Source organism: Serratia sp. CY27727, assembly GCF_052169275.1.
Lineage (GTDB): Bacteria > Pseudomonadota > Gammaproteobacteria > Enterobacterales > Enterobacteriaceae > Serratia > Serratia sarumanii.
The window spans coordinates 202,597-226,533 of the sequence record NZ_JBJNLB010000007.1 but is presented as its reverse complement, the minus strand read 5'-3'; the positions used below and the strand labels follow the sequence as shown (position 1 = coordinate 226,533).

At 60.6% G+C, this 23,937-nt stretch carries 22 protein-coding genes and 1 other RNA gene; 18 read left to right on the top strand and 5 right to left on the bottom strand.

Going from position 1 to position 23,937, the window contains the following annotated elements; genetic code table 11:
- Positions 1 to 120 precede the first annotated feature (120 nt).
- The 3 genes from ppiD to ACJ8HB_RS18000 all read left to right on the top strand — a co-directional run bounded on the left by ppiD (position 121) and on the right by ACJ8HB_RS18000 (position 3,091).
- The gene (gene ppiD / locus ACJ8HB_RS18010) at positions 121 to 2,004 is read left to right on the top strand and encodes a peptidylprolyl isomerase (protein ID WP_033637316.1); all 1,884 of its coding nucleotides are present in this window, start codon (positions 121 to 123) and stop codon (positions 2,002 to 2,004) included.
- A 138-nt stretch (positions 2,005 to 2,142) separates the two neighbouring features.
- Positions 2,143 to 2,523, top strand: a complete 381-nt coding sequence (locus ACJ8HB_RS18005) for a ComEA family DNA-binding protein (protein ID WP_047569017.1) — start codon at positions 2,143 to 2,145, stop codon at positions 2,521 to 2,523.
- Between the two features lie 154 nt (positions 2,524 to 2,677).
- Positions 2,678 to 3,091 (top strand): acyl-CoA thioesterase, encoded by a 414-nt coding sequence (locus ACJ8HB_RS18000; protein ID WP_033637318.1) that lies wholly within the window; start codon positions 2,678 to 2,680, stop codon positions 3,089 to 3,091.
- Between the two features lie 42 nt (positions 3,092 to 3,133).
- Here ACJ8HB_RS18000 and queC read toward each other — a convergent pair whose 3' ends face one another.
- Complete coding sequence (gene queC / locus ACJ8HB_RS17995; RefSeq protein WP_004940343.1) at positions 3,134 to 3,832, bottom strand: 7-cyano-7-deazaguanine synthase QueC; 699 nt, start codon at positions 3,830 to 3,832, stop codon at positions 3,134 to 3,136.
- 114 nt (positions 3,833 to 3,946) lie between these two features.
- Positions 3,947 to 5,662 (bottom strand): SgrR family transcriptional regulator, encoded by a 1,716-nt coding sequence (locus ACJ8HB_RS17990; RefSeq protein ID WP_047569015.1) that lies wholly within the window; start codon positions 5,660 to 5,662, stop codon positions 3,947 to 3,949.
- Between the two features lie 104 nt (positions 5,663 to 5,766).
- Between ACJ8HB_RS17990 and cof the strand changes: the two genes are divergently transcribed.
- Positions 5,767 to 6,591, top strand: a complete 825-nt coding sequence (gene cof, locus ACJ8HB_RS17985; protein ID WP_033647299.1) for an HMP-PP phosphatase — start codon at positions 5,767 to 5,769, stop codon at positions 6,589 to 6,591.
- Positions 6,592 to 6,651: 60 nt separating this feature from the next.
- Here the strand turns inward: cof and ACJ8HB_RS17980 are convergent, their stop codons facing one another.
- Entirely contained in the window at positions 6,652 to 7,692 is a 1,041-nt protein-coding gene (locus ACJ8HB_RS17980) for a PLP-dependent cysteine synthase family protein (protein WP_015376851.1), read from the bottom strand.
- Positions 7,693 to 7,814: 122 nt separating this feature from the next.
- Here ACJ8HB_RS17980 and ACJ8HB_RS17975 point away from each other — a divergent pair, with 122 nt between their 5' ends.
- From ACJ8HB_RS17975 to amtB, 5 genes are all read left to right on the top strand, one after another.
- On the top strand, positions 7,815 to 8,276 hold the full coding sequence (locus ACJ8HB_RS17975; protein ID WP_004940330.1) for an Lrp/AsnC family transcriptional regulator: 462 nt from the start codon (positions 7,815 to 7,817) through the stop codon (positions 8,274 to 8,276).
- A 92-nt stretch (positions 8,277 to 8,368) separates the two neighbouring features.
- Positions 8,369 to 10,144, top strand: a complete 1,776-nt coding sequence (smdA, locus tag ACJ8HB_RS17970) for a multidrug efflux ABC transporter permease/ATP-binding subunit SmdA (RefSeq protein ID WP_033653260.1) — start codon at positions 8,369 to 8,371, stop codon at positions 10,142 to 10,144.
- Positions 10,137 to 11,915: a multidrug efflux ABC transporter permease/ATP-binding subunit SmdB gene (smdB, locus tag ACJ8HB_RS17965; protein ID WP_060420377.1), complete on the top strand. Its 1,779-nt coding sequence runs from the start codon at positions 10,137 to 10,139 to the stop codon at positions 11,913 to 11,915. The genes smdA and smdB overlap by 8 nt, the downstream gene beginning before the upstream one ends.
- A 278-nt stretch (positions 11,916 to 12,193) precedes the next feature.
- Positions 12,194 to 12,532 (top strand): P-II family nitrogen regulator, encoded by a 339-nt coding sequence (gene glnK / locus ACJ8HB_RS17960; protein ID WP_004940327.1) that lies wholly within the window; start codon positions 12,194 to 12,196, stop codon positions 12,530 to 12,532.
- 35 nt (positions 12,533 to 12,567) lie between these two features.
- The gene (gene amtB / locus ACJ8HB_RS17955) at positions 12,568 to 13,854 is read left to right on the top strand and encodes an ammonium transporter AmtB (RefSeq protein WP_004940322.1); all 1,287 of its coding nucleotides are present in this window, start codon (positions 12,568 to 12,570) and stop codon (positions 13,852 to 13,854) included.
- Between the two features lie 90 nt (positions 13,855 to 13,944).
- Here amtB and tesB read toward each other — a convergent pair whose 3' ends face one another.
- On the bottom strand, positions 13,945 to 14,808 hold the full coding sequence (gene tesB, locus ACJ8HB_RS17950; RefSeq protein WP_004940320.1) for an acyl-CoA thioesterase II: 864 nt from the start codon (positions 14,806 to 14,808) through the stop codon (positions 13,945 to 13,947).
- A gap of 231 nt (positions 14,809 to 15,039) precedes the next feature.
- On the opposite strand from tesB, the gene ACJ8HB_RS17945 reads away from it, so the two are divergent.
- Positions 15,040 to 15,531, top strand: a complete 492-nt coding sequence (locus ACJ8HB_RS17945; protein WP_016928846.1) for a YbaY family lipoprotein — start codon at positions 15,040 to 15,042, stop codon at positions 15,529 to 15,531.
- Positions 15,532 to 15,595: 64 nt separating this feature from the next.
- Here the strand turns inward: ACJ8HB_RS17945 and ACJ8HB_RS17940 are convergent, their stop codons facing one another.
- The gene (locus tag ACJ8HB_RS17940) at positions 15,596 to 15,910 is read right to left on the bottom strand and encodes an MGMT family protein (RefSeq protein ID WP_033647296.1); all 315 of its coding nucleotides are present in this window, start codon (positions 15,908 to 15,910) and stop codon (positions 15,596 to 15,598) included.
- 156 nt (positions 15,911 to 16,066) lie between these two features.
- On the opposite strand from ACJ8HB_RS17940, the gene ffs reads away from it, so the two are divergent.
- The 8 genes from ffs to gspF all read left to right on the top strand — a co-directional run bounded on the left by ffs (position 16,067) and on the right by gspF (position 23,936).
- Positions 16,067 to 16,163: signal recognition particle sRNA small type (ffs, locus tag ACJ8HB_RS17935), an RNA gene on the top strand.
- 368 nt (positions 16,164 to 16,531) lie between these two features.
- A complete protein-coding gene (locus ACJ8HB_RS17930) occupies positions 16,532 to 17,329 on the top strand; it encodes a winged helix-turn-helix domain-containing protein (protein WP_094860029.1) in 798 nt (265 codons plus the stop codon).
- Entirely contained in the window at positions 17,314 to 17,808 is a 495-nt protein-coding gene (locus tag ACJ8HB_RS17925) for a FidL-like protein (protein WP_033637327.1), read from the top strand. The genes ACJ8HB_RS17930 and ACJ8HB_RS17925 overlap by 16 nt, the downstream gene beginning before the upstream one ends.
- A 398-nt stretch (positions 17,809 to 18,206) precedes the next feature.
- Positions 18,207 to 18,692, top strand: a complete 486-nt coding sequence (locus tag ACJ8HB_RS17920) for a winged helix-turn-helix domain-containing protein (protein WP_047569010.1) — start codon at positions 18,207 to 18,209, stop codon at positions 18,690 to 18,692.
- 30 nt (positions 18,693 to 18,722) lie between these two features.
- Entirely contained in the window at positions 18,723 to 19,226 is a 504-nt protein-coding gene (locus tag ACJ8HB_RS17915) for a type II secretion system protein N (protein WP_047569008.1), read from the top strand.
- A 126-nt stretch (positions 19,227 to 19,352) separates the two neighbouring features.
- Positions 19,353 to 21,242 carry a type II secretion system secretin GspD gene (gene gspD, locus ACJ8HB_RS17910; RefSeq protein WP_033638681.1) on the top strand — a complete coding sequence of 630 codons (1,890 nt, stop codon included), beginning with the start codon at positions 19,353 to 19,355 and terminating at the stop codon, positions 21,240 to 21,242.
- Positions 21,239 to 22,735: a type II secretion system ATPase GspE gene (gene gspE / locus ACJ8HB_RS17905; protein WP_160866763.1), complete on the top strand. Its 1,497-nt coding sequence runs from the start codon at positions 21,239 to 21,241 to the stop codon at positions 22,733 to 22,735. The genes gspD and gspE overlap by 4 nt, the downstream gene beginning before the upstream one ends.
- The gene (gspF, locus tag ACJ8HB_RS17900) at positions 22,725 to 23,936 is read left to right on the top strand and encodes a type II secretion system inner membrane protein GspF (RefSeq protein ID WP_094860030.1); all 1,212 of its coding nucleotides are present in this window, start codon (positions 22,725 to 22,727) and stop codon (positions 23,934 to 23,936) included. The genes gspE and gspF overlap by 11 nt, the downstream gene beginning before the upstream one ends.
- Position 23,937: the final 1 nt, after the last annotated feature.

The window sequence follows — 23,937 nt, the reverse complement described above, 5'->3', positions numbered from 1 at the left end:
CGGTGCTGGTAAGGTAAGATACAAGGCGCATCGGACTGATGCGCTTTTTTTATTTTTGTCGCAGGGAACGCGCCTGCACAAGGGTTGTTAATCCACATCACAGCGGAGTGTTGTCACACTATGATGGACAATTTACGCGCGGCTGCTAATCACGTCGTGCTCAAAATCATCCTGGCCCTGATCATCCTGTCATTCGTTCTGACCGGGGTGGGTAACTACCTGATCGGCGGCTCCGGCGATTATGCTGCGAAAGTAAATGGTCAGACGATCGAGCGCGCTCAGCTGGAACAGGCTTTCCAAAGCGAGCGTAGCCGCATGCAGCAGCAGCTGGGTGACCAGTTCTCCGCGCTGGCCGGCAACGAAGGCTATATGCAGCAGATGCGCCGTCAGGTGTTGTCCCAGTTGATCGACAACATGCTGCTCGACCAGTACGCCAAGAAGCTGGGCCTGGCGGTCAGCGACGATCAGATCAAGGACGCCATCCGCAAGGCGCCTTACTTCCAGACCAACGGCCAGTTCGATAACGCCAAATACCTCGACCTGATCGGCCGCATGGGCTACACCGCCGACAACTTCGCGCAGTCGATGCGCCAGCAGTTGGTCAATCAGCAGGTGATCCAGGCCTTCGGCGATTCCGGCTTCGTGCTGCCGTCCGAATCGCAAGCCATGGCGGCGTTGGTGCTGCAGGAGCGCGACGTGCGCCTGGCGACCATCGATTTGAAAGCGCTGCAGGCGAAACAGAGCGCCGGCGACGACGAACTGAAGGCGTATTACGATCAGAACAAAAACAGCTTCATCGCACCTGAGCAGGTGAAGGTGAGCTATATCCCGCTGGACGCTGCGTCCATGCAGGACAAGGTGAAAGTGAGTGAAGAAGACATCAGCGCTTACTACGACCAGCACAAGAGCAGCTACGGCCAGCCGGAGCGTAAAAACTACAGCGTGATCCAGCTGAAAACCGAGGCGGAAGCCAACGCGGCGCTGGACGAGCTGAAGAAGGGCGCCGATTTCGCCACGCTGGCGAAAGAGAAATCCACCGATATCATCTCACGCCGCACCGGCGGCGAGCTGGGTTGGCTGGAGCCGGAAACCACCGCCGACGAGCTGAAGCAGGCTAACCTGACCGAGAAAGGGCAGCTGTCCGGCGTGGTGAAGTCTTCCGTCGGCTACCTGATCGTGCGTTTGAACGATATCGAACCTGAGAAAGTGAAGCCGCTGAGCGAAGTGCATGACGCCATCGCCAAGCAGGTGCAGCAGGAGAAAGCGGTAGACGCGTATTACGCGCTGCAGCAAAAGGTGAGCGAAGCGGCGACCAGCGACAACGAATCTCTGGCCTCGGCTGAAGAAGCGGCCGGCGTGAAAGCGGCGCAAAGCGACTGGTTCACCCGTGACAACATTCCTGCCGCGCTGAACTTCAAGCCGGTCGTGCAGGCGATCTTCGACGGCTCGCTGATCGGCGAGAACGGCGCGCCGGGCAGCAACTCCGACGTGATCACCGTAGACGGCGACCGCGCCTTCGTGGTGCGCGTGAGCGGCCACAAGCCGGAAGGCATCGAACCGTTCGACCAGGTGAAAGACCGCGTGGCGGAACTGGTGAAGCGCAACAAGGCGCTGCAGGCAGCGAAGCTGCAGGGCGAGAAGCTGCTGGTTGAGCTGAAGCAGGGCAAGGGCGACGAGGCGATGAAAGCCGCCGGCCTGAGCTTTGGCGCCGTGCAGAAGATGGCGCGCGCGCCGGAAGACAGCCAGCTGGTAGAGAGCGTGTTCGCGCTGCCGCACCCGCAGGACGGTAAACCGGTATACGGCATGTCGCAGGATCGTCAGGACAACGTGGTGCTGATCGCGCTCGATGCGGTGAAGCCAGGCACGTTGCCGGAAGACGAAATGAAAACCTTCGTTGGCAAGATGGAAGAGGGCGCGACCGGCGTCTCCTTCGATTCGCTGCTGGCGAGTCTGCGTAAAGAAGCCGAGATCAAAATGGGCGCCGCTGAGCAACAGCCTCAGTAATCGCCGCATTTTTCTGCAACGCAGTGCAACAAACAAAGGCCGCTTTCGCGGCCTTTTCCACATCTGATATCCGCCGATTGCTGAATATCCGCCGCCGCGGCAAGGTAACCGTGCTGTCACACACAAGGAGGATACAGCATGCAACATTCAGAGAAAAAAGCGTTTTTCGGTTACCGTCGTCACGTTAACGCCGCGCTGACCGCGCTGTTGTTATGCCTGGCTGGGCCGGGCGCCGCGGCGGAAAAAACCGAGGCGCCGGCGCCGATGCTCTCAACGCCGACGAGCAATGGCGGGCAACAGACGATGATCAGGGTGGCCGAAGAAACGGCGGTCAGCATCAATCAGGCTACCGCCGAACAGCTGGCCGCCGCCTTGAGCGGCGTCGGCCTGAAGAAGGCGGAAGGCATCGTGCGCTACCGCGAGCAGAATGGGCCATTCACCCAGGTTGAGCAGTTGCAGGAGGTGCCGGGCATCGGGCCGGCGCTGTTTGAGAAGAACCGCGCCCGGCTGAAAATGTGATCCCGGTCGCGGCTGCGTGGCAAAATGCCGCTGAGGCCGAAACTCCTCTGCTACATTTTACAGGTCTTACCAGTTTGGCGCGTTGACCAAACGGGCGAGGGAGCCAGCGCGGCTCCCTCTTTCTGTAATCACCAGGCAGGAGCGATCGTTCCCTATGCAAACCTTTATCAAAGTTCGCGGTTATCATCTTGATGTTTACCAGCACGTTAACAATGCTCGCTATCTGGAGTTTCTGGAAGAGGCTCGTTGGGAGTGGCTGGAGAACGAGGCCGGGTTCCGCTGGATGACGGAAAACAACATCGCTTTCATCGTGGTGAACATCAATATCAATTACCGCAGCCCGGCGGTATTGGGGGATAAGCTGCGTATCGACAGCCAGATGGTGCAGCTCAACGGCAAGAGCGGCGTGCTGAGCCAAAAGGTGACGCAGGATCCGGCGGGGACGCCGGTGGCCGACGCGCTGCTGACTTTCGTGTGCGTCGATCTGAAAACGCAGCGTGCGCTGCCGCTCGAGGGGGAACTGCGTGCGCATCTGGAGGCGCTTGTGCCGCAGGAAAACTCACGGTAAACAGGGGGAGAACGGGCGGCAGAAGCTGCCGCCGTCACTGCCTCAGGCCAGACCGGCCTTTTGTTTCAACGCGGCCATCACTTCCGCCTGATTGGCGCGATACTGCGTCAGGCCATTGGCGCGCAGGTTGCAGGCGGCGCACTCGCCGCAGCCGTCACCCTTGATGCCGTTGTAGCAGGTCAGCGTATCCTGGCGCACGCGATCCAGCTGGTGGTAATAGTCCGCCAGCGCCCAGGTCTCGGCCTTGTTCAGCCACATCAGCGGCGTTTCGAAGCGGATATCGCGGGCGATGCCCAGCGTCACCGCCTTGTTCAACGCTTTAACGAACTCGTCGCGGCAATCGGGGTAGCCGGAGAAATCGGTTTCACACACGCCGGTGATCACCGCTTCCGCTTCCACCTGGTAGGCGTAGATCGCCGCTAGCGTCAGGAACAGGATGTTGCGGCCCGGCACGAAGGTGCTCGGCAGCGCATTTTTCTGATTGGGATCGTAGGCGGGAACCGGGATATTGTCACGCGTCAGGCTGCTGACGGCCAGCTCGTTGAGCAGCGTTACGTCCAGCACCTTGTGCGCCTTGGCGCCGAGGGCCACCGACAGCTCCTGAGCCACTTCAATCTCGGCGCGATGGCGCTGGCCGTAATCGAACGTGACGCAGTGAACTTCGTCATACTGTTGCAATGCCTGGATCAAGCAGGTCGTGGAGTCTTGTCCACCGCTGAAAACGACAACCGCGCGCTTCATAAAATCACCTTTTTGGGCTTTGGCCTCTCCCGATACACATTCGGGCGGCAGGATAAAATTGCGTTGCGGCGACAATAGTAGCAGAAAGGGCCGCCAGGCGCAGGGCGGTTCGGCTCAGGCCGGGGCGTCGTCCACCGGCGGCGGCAGCCACGCCTGGCAAAAATCGAACCAGCCGTGAGCGGTCAGCGTGACGCCATGCATGCGCGGCGGCGCGCTGATCTGATACTGGTAGTGAAACAGCGGCGTGATGATGGCGGCGGCCATCAGCCGTTGATAATAAGCCTGCAGTTGTGCGAAGCGCGGTTGCTGCGCCTGCAGCTGCTGGATCTGCCGCAGCGTGTCCTGTTGCTGTTGCCAGCGGCTTTCCGTCAGGATGCCGCGCCACAGCGTATCCTGCCGCAGCCAGCTCTCCAGCGTCGCCTCCGGCGCTTCGCCGATCAGGTTGTCCGCCAGCAGCAGGTCGGCCTGGGCGATCTGTTCCTCGCTTTGCCAGCGCTTGCCGGCGTAGTAGCGCACTTCCAGCTCGCAGCCGTGCTGCGCGAGCAGCCGCTGTAGCGCGGCCGTCACCGTTTCCAGCTCGACCGGCGGCCGATACAACAGCGTCAGCCGGGCGGGCAGGGCGACGTCCTCTTCGACCTGTTGGCGGGGGATGCGCCAGCCGGGCAGCATTTCATGGCTGGGGGTGATCACGCTGTTGGGGATCGGCAGATGGCTCAGCAGGCCGGACTGCTGGATCAGCATCAGCAGCTTTTGCCCCTGGGCTTCGCTCAGCACGCCGTGGCGCAGGTTCAGCGCCAGATAACACCAGCCCAGGCTCATGCTGCGCTGCACCGGCCGGGCCTGCGCCAAATCGTCTTGTTGACCGATGGTGATGCGCACCGGATGCTGGCAGCTGGTGTAGGGGGCGGCGGTGGGCAGATCGGGGGTGATCCAGTATTCGATGGTGTCCAGATACGGATGCTGCAGGTGGTAACCGGCGTGCTGTTCCAGCCGCACCAGCTGCGGTTCATTCAGCGTCAGCTTGAACGGGCCGGCGCCGATGGCCGGCAGTTCCGGGTGGGTCATCAGGCAAGGCAGTTCCGCCAGCCGGTGGGCCAGCCAGTAATCCGGCAGATGCAGATCGAACTGAACGCACAGCGGATGCGGCAGGCTGATGCGCGCGACGTTGGCCAGGCTCGGTTGGCTGCGCGGGTGGTGTTGCAGTTTTTCCAGCGTTTGCAGCAGCTGGTGGCCGGTCAACGGTTCACCGTTGTGCCAGCGCAGCTGGCTGCGCAAAAAGAAGCGCCAGCGCAGGCCGTGCTCGCCAATCTGCCAGTGGTGCGCCAGATCGGGCTGCGGTTCCGGGTTACCGGTCATCAGGCGCGTCAGCCCGGCGTGCAGGGTCGATACCAGATGTTGCTCGGCGCGGCCGGTCAGCGTGAGTGGGTCGAGCGCTTCCAGCGTGCGGTAATAGGGAATGCGCAGCGTCGGGCTGCCGGCCTGCCATTGCCCGCCGAGGTGCGGGCTGAGCAGATCCTGCAGGTGCTGCGGATCGAGCTGCGCCATCTCCAGCGCCCCCTGATGGTTGCCCTGTTGCAGCAGCTGTTGCAGCAGCTGCGCGCGCAGTTCATCCGGGGTTTTCAGGCAATGCAGGCGGGCGCGTTTGCCGCGGCCGGGCTGCGAATGCCAGCTCAGCCAGCCCTGATCCTGCAGCTGTTGCACCAGCGTGCGGGCGTGCCGTTCGCTGCAGTAGAACATCGCTGCCAGCTCGCCGATGGTCACGGCGACCGGCGCGCTGCCGAGCTGTTGGTACAGGCGTTGATATTGGCTGAGACGGTGAACCAGGCGCATGGGAAGAAATCCGGAACAGTTTTCTAAAATTGTTCACTATTACTTCCGCAAATACCATCCCATACTGCACGGATTGTAATCGCGTTCACATTCAAGAGGTCTTTATGTATCGCCTGGCAGCTTTCGATATGGACGGCACGCTGTTGATGCCGGATCACCGGGTTGGCCCGGAAACGCTGGCGGTGCTGAACCAGCTGGTGGAGCGGGAGATGGTGGTGACGTTCGCCACCGGGCGGCACTACCTCGACGCGCAGCCGATCATGGCGCAGCTGGGGCTGCAGGGCTACCTGATCACCGGCAACGGCACGCGGGTGTATGACAACCGCGGCCAACAGCTGCACGCCACCGATCTGCCGGCGGCGGTCGCCGAAGAGGTGCTGCATCATCATTGGCGCACCCGCGCCAGCATGCACGTGTTCCGCGACGAAGGCTGGCTGACCGAGTTTCCCGTGCCGGAAGAGATGCTGCGGGCGCACCACCTGAGCGGCTTTCGTTTTCAGCTGGCCGACGTGCGCCGCCTGCCGGCGTTCGGCAACAGCAAGGTGTGCTTTGTCGCGCCGCATGAGGAGCTGCTGGCGTTGCAGGTGCAGCTGCGGGCGCAGCTGGGTGACGAGGCAGACCTGTGCTTTTCCGCCTACGACTGCCTGGAGGTGCTGCCGCTCGGTTGCAATAAGGGCACGGCGCTGGATCGGCTGAGCCGCCATCTGGGGCTGACGATGGCCGACTGCATGGCGTTCGGCGACGCGATGAACGACAAAGAGATGCTGGGGGCGGTGGGGCACGGCGTGGTGATGGGCAACGCCCTGCCGCAGCTGAAATCCCTGCTGCCGCAGCTACCGGTTATCGGCCATTGCCAACAACAGGCGGTGGCTCACTATTTACAACATTGGCTGCGTTCACCTTGCCTCACCTATTCCCCCGAAGAATGAGGTTCTCCTTACAGCCGGCCGGGTATGACTACCCGGCTTTTTTTTATCCGCAGCCTGGCGTTACAAATCCGCCAGCTGCGCCAGATACGGCTGCAGATCGCCGATGTTATTGCTGACCCATTCCGGGTTGTAATAGGTATCCAGATAACGCTCGCCGCTGTCGCACAGCAGGGTGACGATCGACCCTTGCTCGCCGTTTTCCCGCATCTGTTTCGCCAACTGCAGCGCCCCCCAGACGTTGGTGCCGGTGGAAGCGCCAACCTTGCGGCCGAGCACGCCTTCCAGCCAGTGAATGGTGGCGACGCTGGCGGCATCCGGCACCCGCAGCATGTTGTCGACCACCGACGGGATGAACGACGGCTCGGCGCGCGGGCGGCCGATGCCTTCGATACGGCTGCCGCAACTGCCGATCAGGGTGCGATCGCCGTGGTGGAAGCAGTCATAGAACACCGAATTTTCCGGATCGACCACCGTCAATTGCGTATCGTGCCCCTGATAGCGGATGTAGCGCCCCAGCGTGGCGGAGGTGCCGCCGGTGCCGGCGCTCATCACGATGTGTTTCGGCACCGGGAAGGGTTCGCGCGCCATCTGGCGGAAGATGCTGTCGGCGATGTTGTTGTTGCCGCGCCAGTCGGTGGCGCGCTCGGCGTAGGTGAACTGATCCATATAGTGGCCGTTCAGCTCTTTCGCCAGCTGTTCGGAGGCGGCGTAGATCTGGGCGGCGTGATCGACGAAGTGACAGCGGCCGCCGTAAAAGGCGATCTGTTCCACCTTGCGGCGCGCGGTGCAGGACGGCATCACCGCGATGAACGGCAGGCCGATCAGACGGGCGAAGTAGGCTTCGGACACCGCGGTGCTGCCCGAAGAGGCCTCGATGATGGTGGTGTTTTCGGTGATCCAGCCGTTGCACAGGCCATAAAGGAACAGCGAGCGCGCCAGACGGTGTTTCAGGCTGCCGGTCGGGTGGGTGCTCTCATCTTTCAGATACAGGCAGATGCCGGGAAACGCCGGCAGGTTCAGGCGAATCAGGTGCGTATCGGCGGAGCGCTGAAAATCCGCTTCTATTTCACCGATAGCATATTTTACCCAAGAGTTTGTCATGATTTGGCCTCAGAATAGGGGGCTGGTTTATGGCGTAGCATAGCCTGTCGGCAGGAAAAAAGGATTGCCATTTTTCCTGTTTAATCGCCTAATGGGAGAAAATTTTTCTCCTGGTGGCCGCTATGTTAGATAAAACAGACCGTAAGCTGCTGTGCATGCTGCAGCAAGATTGTACCCAGTCGCTGCAGGCGCTGGCCGATGCGGTCAATTTGACCTCGACGCCGTGCTGGAAACGCCTGAAGCGCCTGGAAGACGAGGGCTATATCCGCGGCCGGGTGGCGCTGCTGGATAACGAAAAGCTCGGCCTGGGGCTGACGGCGTTCGTGCTGATCAAGACCCAGCAGCACAGCAGCGAGTGGTATCAGGCGTTTGTGCAGTTGACCAGCCAGATGCCCGAGGTGCTGGCGTTCTACCGCATGGCGGGGGAGTACGATTACCTGATGCAGGTCGAAGTGGCGGACATGAAAAGCTACGACGGCTTTTATAAGCGCCTGGTGAACGGCGTACCGGGCCTCATCGACGTCACCTCGAGCTTTGCCATGGAAAAAATCAAATACACCACTGCATTGCCGGTGCCGGAGTGAAAAGTTCACCGGACGGGCGGCTCAACGGTGGTATCCTGCTCCGCTGAAGCAGAAAAAGAGACAAATCCCATAAAATCCTGGAATCAAACTGCGTGAGATTATTTGCTCAAATCGGCTGGTACTTCCGCCGGGAGTGGCGCCGCTACCTCGGGGCGGTGGTGCTGCTGATCGTCATCGCCATCCTGCAACTGTTGCCGCCTAAGCTGGTCGGCATCATCGTGGACGGCGTCACCGAAAAACAAATGTCTACCGGCGTGCTGATGGCCTGGCTCGGGCTGATGATCGGCACCGCGATCGTCGTTTACCTGCTGCGCTATGTGTGGCGGGTATTGCTGTTCGGCGCGTCCTACCAGCTGGCGGTCGAGCTGCGCGAGAACTTTTACCGCCAGCTCAGCCGGCAAAACCCGGCGTTCTACCTGCGCCACCGCACCGGCGATCTGATGGCGCGCGCCACCAACGACGTGGACCGCGTGGTGTTCGCCGCCGGCGAAGGCGTGCTGACGCTGGTCGATTCGCTGGTGATGGGGTTGGTGGTGCTGGTGGTGATGAGCACCCAAATCAGCTGGCAGCTGACGGTGCTGGCGTTGATCCCGATGCCGCTGATGGCGATCGCCATCAAATATTACGGCGACCAGCTGCACCAGCGCTTTAAATCGGCGCAGGCGGCGTTTTCCAGCCTGAACGATCAGGCGCAGGAAAGCATGACCAGCATCCGCATGATCAAGGCCTTTGGGCTGGAAGATCACCAATCCAACCGCTTTGCCGACGTCGCGGCGCAGACCGGCGCCAAGAACATGCACGTGGCGCGGGTGGATGCGCGCTTCGATCCGACCATTTATATCGCCATCGGCGCCTCTAACCTGCTGGCCATCGGCGGCGGCAGCTGGATGGTGGTGAACGGTTCGTTGACGCTCGGGCAGCTGACCAGCTTTGTGATGTACCTCGGCCTGATGATCTGGCCAATGCTGGCGCTGGCCTGGATGTTCAACATCGTCGAGCGCGGCAGCGCGGCCTACAGCCGCATCCGCAGCCTGCTCGACGAGGCGCCGGCGGTGCAGGACGGCCCGCAGGCGCTGCCGGCCGGGCGCGGCGTGCTGGACGTGGATATCCGCGCGTTCCACTACCCGGAAAACCCGCACCCGGCGCTGCATGATGTGGCGCTGACGCTGAAACCGGGGCAAATGCTGGGGCTGTGCGGGCCGACCGGCGCCGGCAAATCGACGCTGCTGTCGCTGATCCAGCGCCAGTTCGACGTCGATCAAGGGCAGATCCGCTATCACGGCCTGCCGCTGCCGCAGGTCAAACTCGACGACTGGCGTTCGCGGCTGTCGGTGGTGAGCCAGACGCCGTTCCTGTTCTCCGATACCGTGGCGAACAACATCGCGCTGGGCCATCCGGGGGCGACGCAGGCGCAGATCGAACAGGCGGCGCGGTTGGCCAGCGTCCATGAGGACATTCTGCGGTTGCCGCAGGGCTATGACACCGAGGTGGGCGAACGCGGCGTGATGCTGTCGGGCGGGCAGAAACAGCGAATCTCCATTGCGCGCGCGCTGCTGCTGGATGCGGAGATCCTGATCCTCGACGACGCGCTGTCGGCGGTGGACGGCCGCACCGAACACCAGATCCTGCACAACCTGCGCAGCTGGGGGCAAGATCGCACGGTGATCATCAGCGCGCACCGGCTGTCGGCGTTGACCGAAGCCGGCGAGATCCTGGTGATGCAGCACGGTGGCGTGGCGCAGCGCGGCGATCATGCGGCGCTGGCGGCGCAGCCGGGCTGGTATCGCGATATGTACCGTTATCAGCAGCTGGAAGCGGCGCTGGACGAAGCGCCGGAAAACGGCGAGGAGGCGTTGGCCGATGAATAAAGTGCAAAAGCTGTGGCCGACGCTGAAGCGGCTGCTGGCCTACGGCTCGCCGTACCGCAAACCGCTGGGACTGGCGGTGCTGATGCTGTGGATCGCGGCGGCGGCGGAAGTCGCCGGGCCGATCCTGGTGAGCTATTTCATCGATAACTACGTCGCCAAAGGGCAACTGCCGCTGACGATCGTCGGCGGGCTGGCGGCGGCTTACATTCTGCTGGAGCTGCTGGCGGCGGCGCTGCACTACTTCCAGGCGCTGCTGTTCAACCAGGCTGCGGTGGGCGTGGTGCAGCGGCTGCGCACCGACGTGATGGACGCCGCGCTGCGCCAGCCGCTCAGCGCCTTCGACACGCAGCCGGTCGGGCAATTGATCTCGCGCGTCACCAACGACACCGAGGTGATCAAGGATCTGTACGTGATGGTGGTCTCCACGGTGCTGAAAAGCGCCGCGCTGATCGGCGCCATGCTGGTGGCGATGTTCAGCCTCGACTGGCGCATGGCGCTGGTGGCGGTCTGCATCTTCCCGGCGGTGTTCGTGGTGATGGGCATCTATCAATACTACAGCACGCCGATCGTGCGCCGGGTGCGCAGCTATCTGGCGGACATCAACGACGGCTTCAACGAAGTGATCAACGGCATGGGCGTGATTCAGCAGTTCCGCCAGCAGGTGCGCTTCGGCGAGCGCATGAGCGCCGCCAGCCAGTCGCACTATCTGGCGCGTATGCAGACCCTGCGGCTCGACGGTTTTCTGCTGCGGCCGCTGCTCAGCCTGTTTTCGGCGCTGGTGCTGTGCGGCCTGCTGATGCTGTTCGGCTTCAGCGGCGAAGGCGTGATTGGCGTCGGCGTGCTCTACGCCTTCATCAATTACCTGGGGCGCCTGAACGAACCGCTGATCGAGCTGACGTCACAGCAGTCGATCCTGCAGCAGGCGGTGGTGGCCGGCGAACGCATTTTCGAGCTGATGGATCGCAGCCAGCAGAGTTACGGCGCCGACGATCGTCCGCTGGCCGGTGGCCGCATCGACATCACCGATCTGAGCTTCGCCTACCGTGCGGACAAAAAGGTGCTGCAGCACATTTCGCTGGCGGTGCCTTCGCGCGGCTTCGTGGCGCTGGTCGGGCATACCGGCAGCGGCAAGAGCACCTTGGCCAACCTGTTGATGGGCTATTACCCGGTCAGCGAAGGGGAAGTGCGCCTCGATGGCCGCCCGATCTCCAGCCTGTCGCACCGCACGCTGCGCCAGGGCGTGGCGATGGTGCAGCAGGATCCGGTGGTGATCGCCGATTCGGTGCTGGCTAACGTCACGCTGGGGCGCAACATCGAGGAAGAGGCCGTGTGGCGGGCGCTGGAAACGGTGCAGCTGGCGGATCTGGTGCGCGGCTTCCCGCAGGGTATTCACACCCGGCTGGGAGAGCAGGGCAATAACCTGTCGGTCGGGCAGAAACAGCTGCTGGCGATGGCACGGGTCTTGGTGCAGGCGCCGCAGATCCTGATCCTCGACGAGGCGACCGCCAACATCGACTCGGGCACCGAACAGGCGATCCAGCGCGCGCTGCGTGCGATCCGCGAGCACACCACGCTGGTGGTGATCGCCCACCGGCTGTCGACCATCGTCGATGCCGATTCCATCCTGGTGCTGCATCGCGGCCAGGCGGTAGAGCAGGGCAACCATCAGCAGCTGCTGGCGCAGCAGGGGCGCTACTACCAGATGTATCAGCTGCAGCTGGCGGGCGAGCAGCTGGCGGAAGCGGTGCGCGAGGAGAGCCAACCCGCCTGAGCATGGGCCGCGATCGCGGCCCTTGTTTCTTTCCCTCGCACCACAAGCAGGCAACCCGCCTGCGTCACGCCCCCTTTCTGCACTCTTTCGACGCGATGCGCACCAAATCAGTGCGCATTATTTAACCCATTCAAGGTATCGGTGCGGCGCTGCGTCGCGGGGGCGCCCGCGCGCCCGCTAATCCGCTGAATCGCCATGAAAAATTAAATTTGGCACAGCCCTTGCTACATAAGAGGCGTACCAGGGGTGAGTTTGGGCTTAATTCGTGGAGGGGCAATATGAAGCTGGTGACCGTGGTAATCAAACCGTTCAAGCTGGAGGACGTGCGCGAGGCCCTGTCCTCCGTGGGCATTCAGGGGTTGACCGTAACCGAAGTGAAGGGCTTTGGCCGCCAGAAGGGGCACGCCGAGCTGTATCGCGGCGCCGAGTATAACGTCAACTTCCTGCCCAAGGTCAAAATCGACATCGCCATCGCCGACGATCAGTTGGATGAAGTGGTTGATGTTATTAGCAAAGCCGCCTACACCGGCAAAATCGGCGACGGCAAAATTTTCGTTGCCGAGTTGCAACGCGTGATCCGCATTCGCACCGGCGAAACCGACGAATCGGCACTGTAACCGCGAACTCAGTTAAGTGATGGGGATGATTGATAATGAAAAGACTGTTATCCATGTTGGGCCTGAGTTCGGTAACCCTGGTTCCTTCTTTGGCCCTGGCCGCTCCGGCGGTCGCTGATAAGGCCGACAACGCCTTTATGATGATCTGCACCGCGTTGGTGCTGTTCATGACGCTGCCCGGCATCGCGCTGTTTTACGGCGGCCTGCTGCGCGGCAAAAACGTGCTGTCGATGCTGACGCAGGTCACCGTCACCTTCGCGCTGGTTTGCGTGCTGTGGGTGTTGTATGGCTACAGCCTGGCGTTCAGCGAAGGCAATGCGGTGTTCGGCGGATTCGAGACGGCGATGCTGAAAGGCATCGGTATCGACAGCGTCACCGGCAGCATCAGCCAGATGATCCACGTCGCCTTCCAGGCCTCCTTCGCCTGTATCACCGTGGCGCTGGTGGTGGGCGGCTTCGCCGAACGCATTCGCTTCTCGGCGGTGCTGATCTTCGCGATCCTGTGGTTCACGTTGTCTTACCTGCCGATCGCGCACATGGTGTGGGGCGGCGGCTACCTGGCCGCCGACGGCGCATTGGACTTCGCCGGCGGCACCGTGGTGCACATCAACGCCGCCAGCGCCGGGTTGATCGGCGCCTACCTGATCGGCAAGCGCGCCGGCTTCGGTAAAGAGGCCTTCAAACCGCACAACCTGCCGATGGTGTTTACCGGGGCGTCGATCCTGTATATCGGCTGGTTCGGCTTCAACGCCGGCTCCGCCAGCGCGGCCAACGGCATTGCGGCCCTAGCATTCCTCAACACCGTGGTTGCCACCGCGGGCGCCATTCTCTCCTGGACCTTCGCCGAATGGGTGCTGCGCGGCAAGCCTTCGCTGCTGGGCGCCTGCTCCGGCATGATCGCCGGGTTGGTTGCGGTGACGCCGGCGGCGGGCACCGTGGGCGTGGGCGGGGCGTTGATCATCGGCCTGGTGGGCGGCGTCGCCGGTCTGTGGGGCGTCGTAACGCTGAAAAAATGGCTGAAAGTGGACGACACCTGCGACGTATTCGGCGTGCACGGGGTGTGCGGCATCGTCGGCTGCCTGCTGACCGGCGTGTTCACCGCCTCTTCACTGGGCGGCACCGGCTACGCCGAAGGCGTGACGATGGGCCACCAGGTCTGGATCCAGCTGGTGAGCGTGCTGATCACGCTGGTGTGGTCGAGCGTCGCCGCCTTTATCGCCTTCAAGATCGCGGGCGCCATGGTGGGGCTGAGAGTGCCGGAAGAGCAGGAACGCGAAGGGCTGGATGTCAACAGCCACGGCGAAAGCGCCTACAACCAATAAGACTCGAAGCAGGGCAGTGCGCTAAAGACTAAAATAATGATGAAGCTAAAAGGGGCGATGGAAACATCGCCCCTTTCTTTATATTGCGGATCAGGCGTCGCGCTGGCGAATCACCCCTTCCTGCACGGTGGTGGCGACCAGTACGCCGTCGCGGGTGTAGATCTGGCCGCGCACAAAGCCCCGTGCGCCGGAGGCGGAGGAGCTCTCCACCGCGTACAGCAGCCAGTCATCCATGCGGAACGGACGGTGGAACCACATCGAGTGGTCAATGGTGGCCACCTGCATGCCCGGCTCGAGGAAGCCGACGCCGTGCGGCTGCAGCGCCGTCGGCAGGAAGTTAAAGTCCGACGCGTAGCCCAGCAGATATTGGTGGATGCGTTGATCGTCCGGCATGCTGCCGTTGGCGCGGAACCACACGTAGCGATGCGGTTCTTCCACGCTGCCTTTCAGCGGGTTGTGGAATTTCACCGGGCGCATTTCGATCGGCTTCTGGCCGATAAATTTTTCGCGCACTTTTTCCGGCAGCATATGCGCCAGTTTCTGGGCGATCTCTGACTCGGACAGCAGCCCTTCCGGCGGCGGCACGTCCGGCATCAGGTTCTGATGCTCGAAACCCGCTTCCGGGCTCTGGAAGGAGGCGGTCATATAGAAGATAGGTTTGCCGTGCTGGATGGCGCTGACGCGGCGCGCGCTGAAGCTGTTGCCATCGCGCAGGGTTTCCACGTCGTAAACGATAGGCTTGCTGCTGTCGCCCGGGCGCAGGAAGTAACTGTGGAACGAATGCACACTGCGTTCGTCCGGCACCGTCTGTTTGGCGGCGTACAGCGCCTGGCCGACCACCTGCCCGCCGAACACCTGGCGCAGCCCCAGATCTTCACTCTGGCCGCGGAACAACCCTTCTTCGATTTTCTCCAGATCCAGCAGATCGAGGAGGTTTTGCAATGCCTGGCTCATAAAGTTATTACCTTTCTAATAATCATTTTGCGCAGTGTGCGGAATATCACGGCGCGGCGTCAACATTTTGCGTTAAAGGGCCGATGAGAATGCTCTTAATCGTGGACGCCTTGGGTTGTTTAAGTGATTAATAGGCGGGACAAAGTGGATTTATCAGTGTTTTGTGCTAGGTTTAATAGGTGATGTGGTGAAAGCCACCAACATGTTGATAATAAAAAAGGAGACCGATCCATGAAACTCTGGCAAATCGTAGGCGGTGCCGCGGCACTGACGATCACGCTGGCGGGATGCGCGCAAAAGAGTGCTGATGTGCCTACCCAGGCGGCCGGTAACCCGGCGGCTGCGCAAACGCAGATTCAGGGCCCGGCGGTGACAGGTTCGGTTAATATACGTCAGCGCATTGCGCTGCCGCCGGACGCCGTACTGACGGTCACCCTCTCTGACGCCTCGCTGGCGGATGCGCCGTCCAAAGTGATTGCACAGCGCGCGGTACGTACTGAAGGGCAGCAGGCGCCATTCAGCTTTACGCTGCCGTACAACCCGTCCGACATCCAACCGAATGCGCGTATCATTCTGAGCGCGGCGGTGACGGTCAACGGGCGACTGATGTTTATTACCGACACCATCCAGGAAGTGGTTAACCGCAACGGCACCCGTGCCGATCTGCTGCTGGTTCCGGTTCAGGGTGTGCCGATTCAGGCTGCGCCAACCGCCATGCAGTAAGCTTACTGCGGTACAGCAAGATGAAATCAGCAGCCTTTGCGCTTCGGCCAAAGGCTGTTTTGTTTTACCAGCGCCAGCCGTAGCGATCGAAATCGACCGTGCTGTGCGGGCCGAAAATAATCCCCTCCGCCAGCAATGCCTGCCGTTGCCGTTGAAAATCCTCCCCCTGCTGCGAGATCTGTCCGTGCCGGTTGATCACCCGGTGCCAGGGCAGCGTGCTGCCTTCCGGCAAACGCCGCAGCACGCCCCCGACCTGACGCGCGGCGCGCGGCGAGCCGGCCAGCCGGGCGACTTCGCCGTAGGTGGTGACTTTGCCGAACGGGATGGCGGCCACGATATGGAAAACCCGCTGGCTGAAAGAGGCGTCTTCTGGTTGCATATTGCTGTTCCTGCGTGACTCAAAACCCAGGCGAAGAGTGTGCCACAGCGCAGGTGGGTAAGAAAACAGCGGTTAACCCCGGTTGGCTTGCTATTTGATGGGGCATCGCCGATAATGCCCACCGCTTCGGAGTACAGAAGCCGTCAATGGGGGCCCTGTTGGTTCTCCCGCAACACTAACTTGTGAACTCGGTCAGGTCCGGAAGGAAGCAGCCGCAGCAGGTGACGTGTGTGCCGGGATGTAGCTGGCAGGGTCCCCACCCATTTTGCGGCCCGCAAAACGCTTATCCCCGTTATTCCTTATGTCGACAAGCTGCGCAAGCGTCATTTCGTACGCCGCGAGCGTGAATCTTTTCCTCTGCGCCGTTTTTGCCCTTCTCCTCCCGTGACCAAATGTATTGTTGCCAACAGATCCGATGACGGTGAAAAAATAGCGTTTATATCGTTATTTGTGGGACAAATAATGACGCAGGGATAGGGAAAATTCTTAAAGTTGCACGCCTGTTGGGATGGCGTTAGTATGGTTTATTCTCGTTGCGAAAAAACTATCCGCGCTTCGCGGCGGTCGACGAACTGGCTGAATAAGTTTAAATAATAACCCGTGTGCGCTGTCAGGCTGAACATGATTTATATCATTGATAAAGATATTACATTTAACACTGAAAACGGTTCATTGAAGAGTATAAAGAAGGGACGGGAAGTTTTCTTATCCAGCGTCAATTCGAGAGTATTCAAATGCTTGCTCGAGCATGGCCACGAGGCGGTAAGCCGGGAAACGCTGTTGCAACAGGTTTGGATCGATCACGGCTTGAGCGCTTCTTCCGCGACGTTAAATCAATATATCAGCCTGACGCGGCGGGCCTTGACGTCTGTCGGTTTCAACGAGCGCCTGATCGTTACCCTCTCTAAAAAGGGGTATAGACTCAATAGAATAATATCGATAGAGCGGCTGCGGATTGATTTGCCTGAGCCTCCCCACGCCGCGGACGTTCCCGCTACATCGCCCGCATCCGCTGCGGCGTCAAAAAATACCCCCCATTATTTTTTTATTCTGCTGCGCAGCTTATCGATCGTCGTGCCATTATCTTTTCTGGCGCTGTGCTTCATCTATTACAAACATCATCGCGACAGTGAAAAGAAGCAGGTATTGTCTTACGTCGGTACGGTGAACGGCTGCCCGATCTACTATGCCGGCCATTTTTTGGAGAATCATCAGGACGACTATTTGCAGTTCTTGATCCGTAAGGATCTTTATGGCCAGCGTTGCCGCCCCGGTGAGATTATCATCACCAAGGTTAACCGTTCTCATAATGCCAGTGAAGACAGCGGACGCCAGTTTATCGCCAAATGCACGAAGGACAGTGCGGCCGTTTTGCATAATTGTGAGAGCGAGTACATCCGGGCATGGAAAAAAAGTTAAATATCTTGTCAGCCACGCTGGTCGGCCTGTGCGTGTTGACCGGCAGCGTGGTGTATTCCCTGGTGCGCAGCCATCATGGCTTCGGCGATTTGTCCTGCGAAGCGAACGCCACGTTTAATTATTTCAATTCGCTGGACGCGCAGGCGGCGCACGATGATATCCAGCTGTCGCTAAAAATAAACTACATCTTTTTGTCCGGCGATAAGGGCGTGATGATGCTGTCGGGCCTGGCCAACGATGGCGAAGAGAAGTATTTCGTCAACCGACGGGTTAACTTCAGCTACGTCTCGCAAGGCAGTTTTTATCGCTTCCACTATGGCGAGGTGAATTATTCGCCGCGTGATACCTTGCCGGACGAGGTGTATACTTACTTTTTCAGCACTGAATCGACGTTTTATCATATTCGCAGCGTGGATAAGAATACGTTGATGTTTAGCGATGCCTACTCGCCGATGTTTTTATGCAATATTGAATCCTGATGTGCATGTTATTTTATATGGGTTAAGGTGTATTCTGGTTACCTTTTATATCCTCGTGTCCTGCCTTTTTCGCACGCAGCTAATAACATGGGTTATTATGCGTGAATGCCTATTTTTTCATTGTTAATCAAATTTAATGGTGATTTAGCTATTTTACAAAAACGGCTATCATCATGTTTTTAAATGATTTAATGAATCTAAGGCGATGCGGTGTAGCCATATTAATTTTATATTGTTTATATTAAAGAAATAAGTTGCATGAATGTTTTTCGCATGATTAATTGAGGCCGCTCTTGAAACGGCGAACTATTAATTTTCATTGAAAATGCATCTCGCCGCATGCGTGCAAAGGTGATGGCACAAGAGCCTTTGGACTTCATTAAACTGATAGGCGAGAGATGGACATACATAACATTGCCCTGAACGAGACTCTGTTGGAAAATGAGTTGGTGATATTAAACAACAATGAAAAAACGCTGTTGTTTAAAAAAGAGAATGTGCTCATTGAAATGACCGAATTACAGCGGCGCTTCATGCTGTGCCTGTTGAGCGGTATTTATAAGAAGAACGACATTATTCGCGCGGTCTGGTTTTGCAATCATGAGACCATCAGCGACAACAACTATTATCAGATGATATTCCAATGCCGTTCTTTGCTCTCACGCCACGGTATTCCCGGCGAGGTGATCAAGACCATTCCCCGATTTGGCGTGATGCTGAGCTTTCAGGCCTGCGAGCGCGCGGCCGTTAATTTGCAGGGGGAATGCCCGTCGCCATCGGCTAATAAGCGCCGGCGAACGTGGTTGGACGCCGTGAATTATAAAGTGGCCCTGATCATCACGCTGCTGTTTTCTGTCGCGATGGTGGTCGGTATTTCCGCTTAGCGTTGACACCGTTGAATAACCGGGGGGCACGTGAGCAAGCGGTTGACAGACCTTCTTATTCTACTTTTCTGCCTGATAAATCTGGCATTCATGCTCCAGCTGGGATGGCGAATGGTGGCCGGGGATGGCGCGCCCGTTGAGCCGAGCCGTGAAAACGCGCGCGGGCCGGTGCGTCATAGTGTCTTTCCTCAGGAAGATGACATCGGAAAAATTCATGTCGCGCACTGGTTTGGCCGCTATCAAGCGGCGAAAAACGGCGAAAAGGCGCACGGGTATAAAGTCGGCGAATGGGCGATCGGTGCCGAGCTGCTGGCTAACGCGCCGGAAGCCGCAGCGCTCGGCAAGATAGCCGGCCTGCTGTTCAGCGACAACGCCAAAAAAAGCCTGGTCATCGTCGAGCATGGCGGCAAGCAAACCGGTTATGGCGTTGGCGACCGTCTGGCCGGCAGCAATGCCGTTATCGTGCGGATAGTGAAAAATAAAATACTGCTCGATGAAAACGGCTATTACGCCACGCTGACGTTTAAAGAGTAGCCGGCGCGCCGTTTCGGCGCGGGGTGTTTCATAGCATAAGGCGACATTGTGATTACGCATTTCATTTATCGTTCTGGCCCAGGCTGGAGCGCCGGCTTATGGCGCGCATTAGCGGCGGCGGCCGTCATGATCGCGCTGGGCGGCGCGGCGCGCGCGGAGCAATTCTCTGCCAATTTCAAAGGCACGGACATTCAGGAATTTATCAATACGGTCAGTAAAAACCTGGGCAAAACCATCATTATCGATCCGGCGGTGAAAGGTAAGGTCACGGTGCGCAGCTACGAACAGCTCGACGAGAAACAGTATTACCAGTTCTTTCTCAACGTGCTGGACGTCTATGGCTATACGGTCATCGGCATGCCCAACAACGTCCTGAAGGTGATTGCCGCCAAAGAGGGAAAAAGAGCCGCGCTGGCGCAAAACGGCGCAGAGGCGATCGCCGAAGGGGATGAGGTGGTGATGCGCGTGGTGCCGCTGCGCAATATCGCGGCCAAGGACGTTTCGCCGATATTGCGCCAGCTTAACGACAGCATCGGCGTGGGCAGCGTGGCGCATTACGAGCAGGGCAACGCGCTGTTGATCACCGGGCGGGCCAGCGTGGTCAACGGCCTGCTCGAGCTGGTCAGGGAGATGGATCAGGACGACGGCAATCGGGTCGAGACCCTCGCGCTGAAGCATGCGGCGGCGCCGGAGATCGCGCGCATGGTGAATGAACTGTTTCGCGAAGAGGGCAAGCGGCGTACGGCCGGCGCGAGCTCGCTGCGGCTGGTGGCGGATGAGCGAACCAACAGCGTGATGATCGCCGGGGACGATCGGGCCCGCGAACACGCCAAAGAACTGATTGATCAGCTGGATAACAAGAGCGTCACCCAGGGCAATACCCAGGTTATTCCGCTCAAATACGCCAAGGCGCAGAGCCTGGTCGAGGTATTGACCGGCGTGAGTGCGGGCCTGCAAAACGAGAAAGAGAGCGCCGCCGCCAACGTGGCGCTGCTGAAAAACGTGGTGATCAAGGCCGATGAGCAGACCAATGCGCTGATCATCACCGCCGCGCCGGACGTGATGCGCGATCTGGAGGCGGTGGTCGCCAAGCTCGACGTGCGCCGCGCGCAGGTGCTGGTCGAAGCGGTGATCGTCGAAGTGCAGGATGGGCAGGGGCTGAACATCGGCGTGCAGTGGGCCAACAAATACGGCGGCGGCACGCAGTTCGCCGGCTCGGCGCCCGGGGTGTCGGCGGGGTTCGAAAATGGCATGAGCGACGTGTTCGGCAAGGCCAACGGTCTGATGACCGGTTTCTACAGCGGTAACTGGGGCGTATTGCTGTCCGCCATCGCCAGCAACAACCAAAACAATATCCTGGCCACGCCGAGCATCGTCACGCTGGATAACGCCGAGGCGGAGTTCAGCGTCGGGCAGGATGTGCCGATCCTGACCGGTTCGCAAACCACCAACAGCGATAACGTCTTCAACACCGTGTCGCGCAAGACGGTGGGGATCAAACTCAAGGTCAAACCGCAGATCAACCAGGGCCAGTCCGTGTTGCTGCAGATCGAACAGGAGGTCTCCAGCGTTGCCGACAGCGCCGGCGCCACGCCGGATTCGCTGGGGGCGACCTTCAATATCCGCACGGTTAACAACACGGTGCTGGTGGACAGCGGCGAAACCGTGGTGGTGGGCGGCCTGTTGGACAAGTCCAACTCGGAGCTGGAGAGCAGCGTGCCGATCCTCGGCAAGATCCCGCTGGTGGGGGCGCTGTTTCGCTCGACCGCCACCAAAGCGAGCAAGCGCAATTTGATGCTGTTTATCCGCCCGACCATCATTCGCAGCACCGAGGGGTATGCCCGGCAGAGCCAACGCAAGTTAGGCAAGTTCGACGCCGAGCAGCAGGACGATCGTGAGCTGAATGACGCGCTGCGCGGCGAGATCGCCGGCGATAAGAAGGCGCTCGACAATCGGGCGTTTCTCGCCACCGTTGCCAGTATCGACGCGTTTTATCCGCGGGGAGCACGCCCGTGAAGCGCCGTTCCGCGGGGCCGCTGCTGCCTTTCGCCTGGGCGCGCCAGCATGGCGTGCTGGCCGTCGATGGGCAGAGCGGCATCCAAATGTATTGCCATCCTGAAACGAGCCACGCCGGGTTGATGGAGGCCTACCGCTGCCTGCCCGGCGAGCCGGCGCTGGCCCGGCTGGAGGTGGAGGCTTTTGATCAACGGCTGGTGGCGCACTACCAGCAGGAAAGCGGCCAGGCGCAGAAAATGATCGACGACCTGGGCGGCGAACTGGATTTTTACGCGCTGGCCGAAGAGCTGCCGCAGCAGCAAGACCTGTTGGACGAACAGGACGATGCGCCGATTATCCGCCTGATCAACGCCTTACTGAGCGAGGCGATCAAAGAGCGCGCCTCCGATATCCACATCGAAACCTACGAGAGCGAGCTGGTGATCCGCTTTCGCATCGACGGCGCGCTGCGGCGGATTCTGGCACCGCAGCGCAAGCTGGCAGCGCTGCTGGTGTCGCGCATCAAGGTGATGTCGAAGCTGGATATCGCCGAGAAGCGCGTGCCGCAGGACGGGCGCATGGCGCTGAAGGTCGGCGGGCGGGCGATCGACGTGCGGGTGTCGGTGATGCCGGCCAGCCACGGCGAGCGCGTGGTCATGCGCCTGTTGGACAAACAGGGCGTGCGGCTCGAACTGCCCAGCCTGGGCATGGTGCCGGCGCACCAGCAGGCGTTGCTGCGCCTGATCCGCCAGCCGCACGGCATCATTTTGGTCACCGGGCCGACCGGCTCCGGCAAGAGCACCACGCTCTATACCCTGCTGAGCCAGATCAACGATGAACAGCGCAACATCATGACGATCGAAGATCCCGTCGAGTATGAGTTGGCCGGCATCGCGCAGACGCAGGTGAATCCCAAGGTGGACATGACCTTCGCACGCGGCCTGCGCGCGCTGTTGCGGCAGGATCCCGATGTGGTGCTGATCGGCGAGATCCGCGACGGCGAAACGGCGCAGATCGCGGTGCAGGCCTCATTGACCGGGCATTTGGTGCTGTCGACCCTGCATACCAACACGGCGATCGGCGCCGTGACCCGGCTGCGGGACATGGGGGTCGAACCGTTTCTGCTTTCGAGTTCGCTCAGCGGCGTGTTGGCGCAGCGCCTGGTGCGTCGGCTTTGTCCGCAGTGCCGCGAGCCCTATGCGCTGTCTGACGCGCAGCGGCGCCTGCTGGGGCTGCCACCGACGCAGGCGGTGACCTGCTGGCGTCCGTTGGGGTGCGAGGCCTGCGGCGGGCAGGGATATCACGGCCGAATCGGCTTGCACGAACTGTTGGTGCTGGATGAACCGATGCGCATGGCGATCCATCGCGGTGACGGCGAGCTGGACATCGCGAAACTGGCCGCCGAACGCTACCTGCCGCTGCGCCAGGATGGGATCGCCAAAATGCGCGCCGGGGAGACCAGCCTGGAGGAAGTGCTGCGGGTAACGCGCGAAGGGGACGGCGATGAAGTTTGATTATCGCGCCTGCGACCGAGAGGGGCGCGCCCAGCGCGGCGTGTTGGAGGCGGATTCTCTGCGCCACGCCCGCGATCGCCTGCGTGAAAAGGGGTGGCAGGTGCTGGCGGTGCAAGCGCGCGGGCGGCCCGTTTTCGCCGGCATGTTGGCCGGCCGCTGGATGAGCGGCGTGAGCAGCGGCGATGTGGCGCTGTTGACCCGGCAGCTGGCGACGCTGCTCTCCGCTGCGCTGCCGCTCGAGGAAGCGTTGATGGCGGTGGCGCGGCAAACGGAGAAAAAAGGCCTGCAGGCGGCGTTGGCTCAGGTACGGCAGCGCATTCTGGAGGGCTTCCCGCTGGCGCAGGCTCTAGAGCAGCATCCGCGAATTTTTGACCGTCTCTACTGCGCCATGGTGGCGGCCGGTGAGATTTCCGGCCATCTGGCGCCGGTGCTGGAGCGGCTGGCCGACTACGTCGAACAGCGCCAGCAAATGAAGAACAAGATCGTGCAGGCGCTGGTGTACCCGATGGTGCTGACGGCGGTGGCGATCGGCGTGGTGGCGATCCTGTTGACGGCGGTGGTGCCGAAGGTGATCGAACAGTTTGTGCATATGAAGCAGACCTTGCCGCTGTCGACCCGGATGCTGCTCGGCGCCAGCGACGGGCTGCGCCAATGGGGGGGATTGGCGCTGATGTTGGCGCTGGCGAGTCTCGGCGCTTTCCGCTATCGCCTGCGGGATCCGGCGCGGCGCGTGCGCTGGCATGCGTTCATCCTGCGGTTGCCGGTGGTCGGCAAGCTGTCGCTGGCGGTGAATACGGCGCGCTACGCCAAAACGCTGAGCATTTTGAACGCCAGCGCGGTGCCGTTGCTGGAGGCGATGCGCATCAGCGCCGGCGTGTTGGGCAACGACGCCGCCCGCGAACGGCTGCTGGCGGCGATGGAGCGGGTGCGGGAGGGCGAAGGGTTATCGCCGTCGCTCGAGGGCACCGCGCTGTTCTCGCCGATGATGCGGCACATGATCATGTCCGGCGAGCGCAGCGGTGAGCTGGACATGATGCTCGAGCGGGCGGCGGCTATGCAGCAGGAGGCCTTCAGCCGGCAAATCACGCTGGCGCTGGGGCTGTTCGAGCCTTTATTGGTGATCGCGATGGCCGGTTCGGTGCTGTTCATCATTTTGGCCATCCTGCAGCCGATATTGCAGCTCAATAATATGGTCGGCTAAT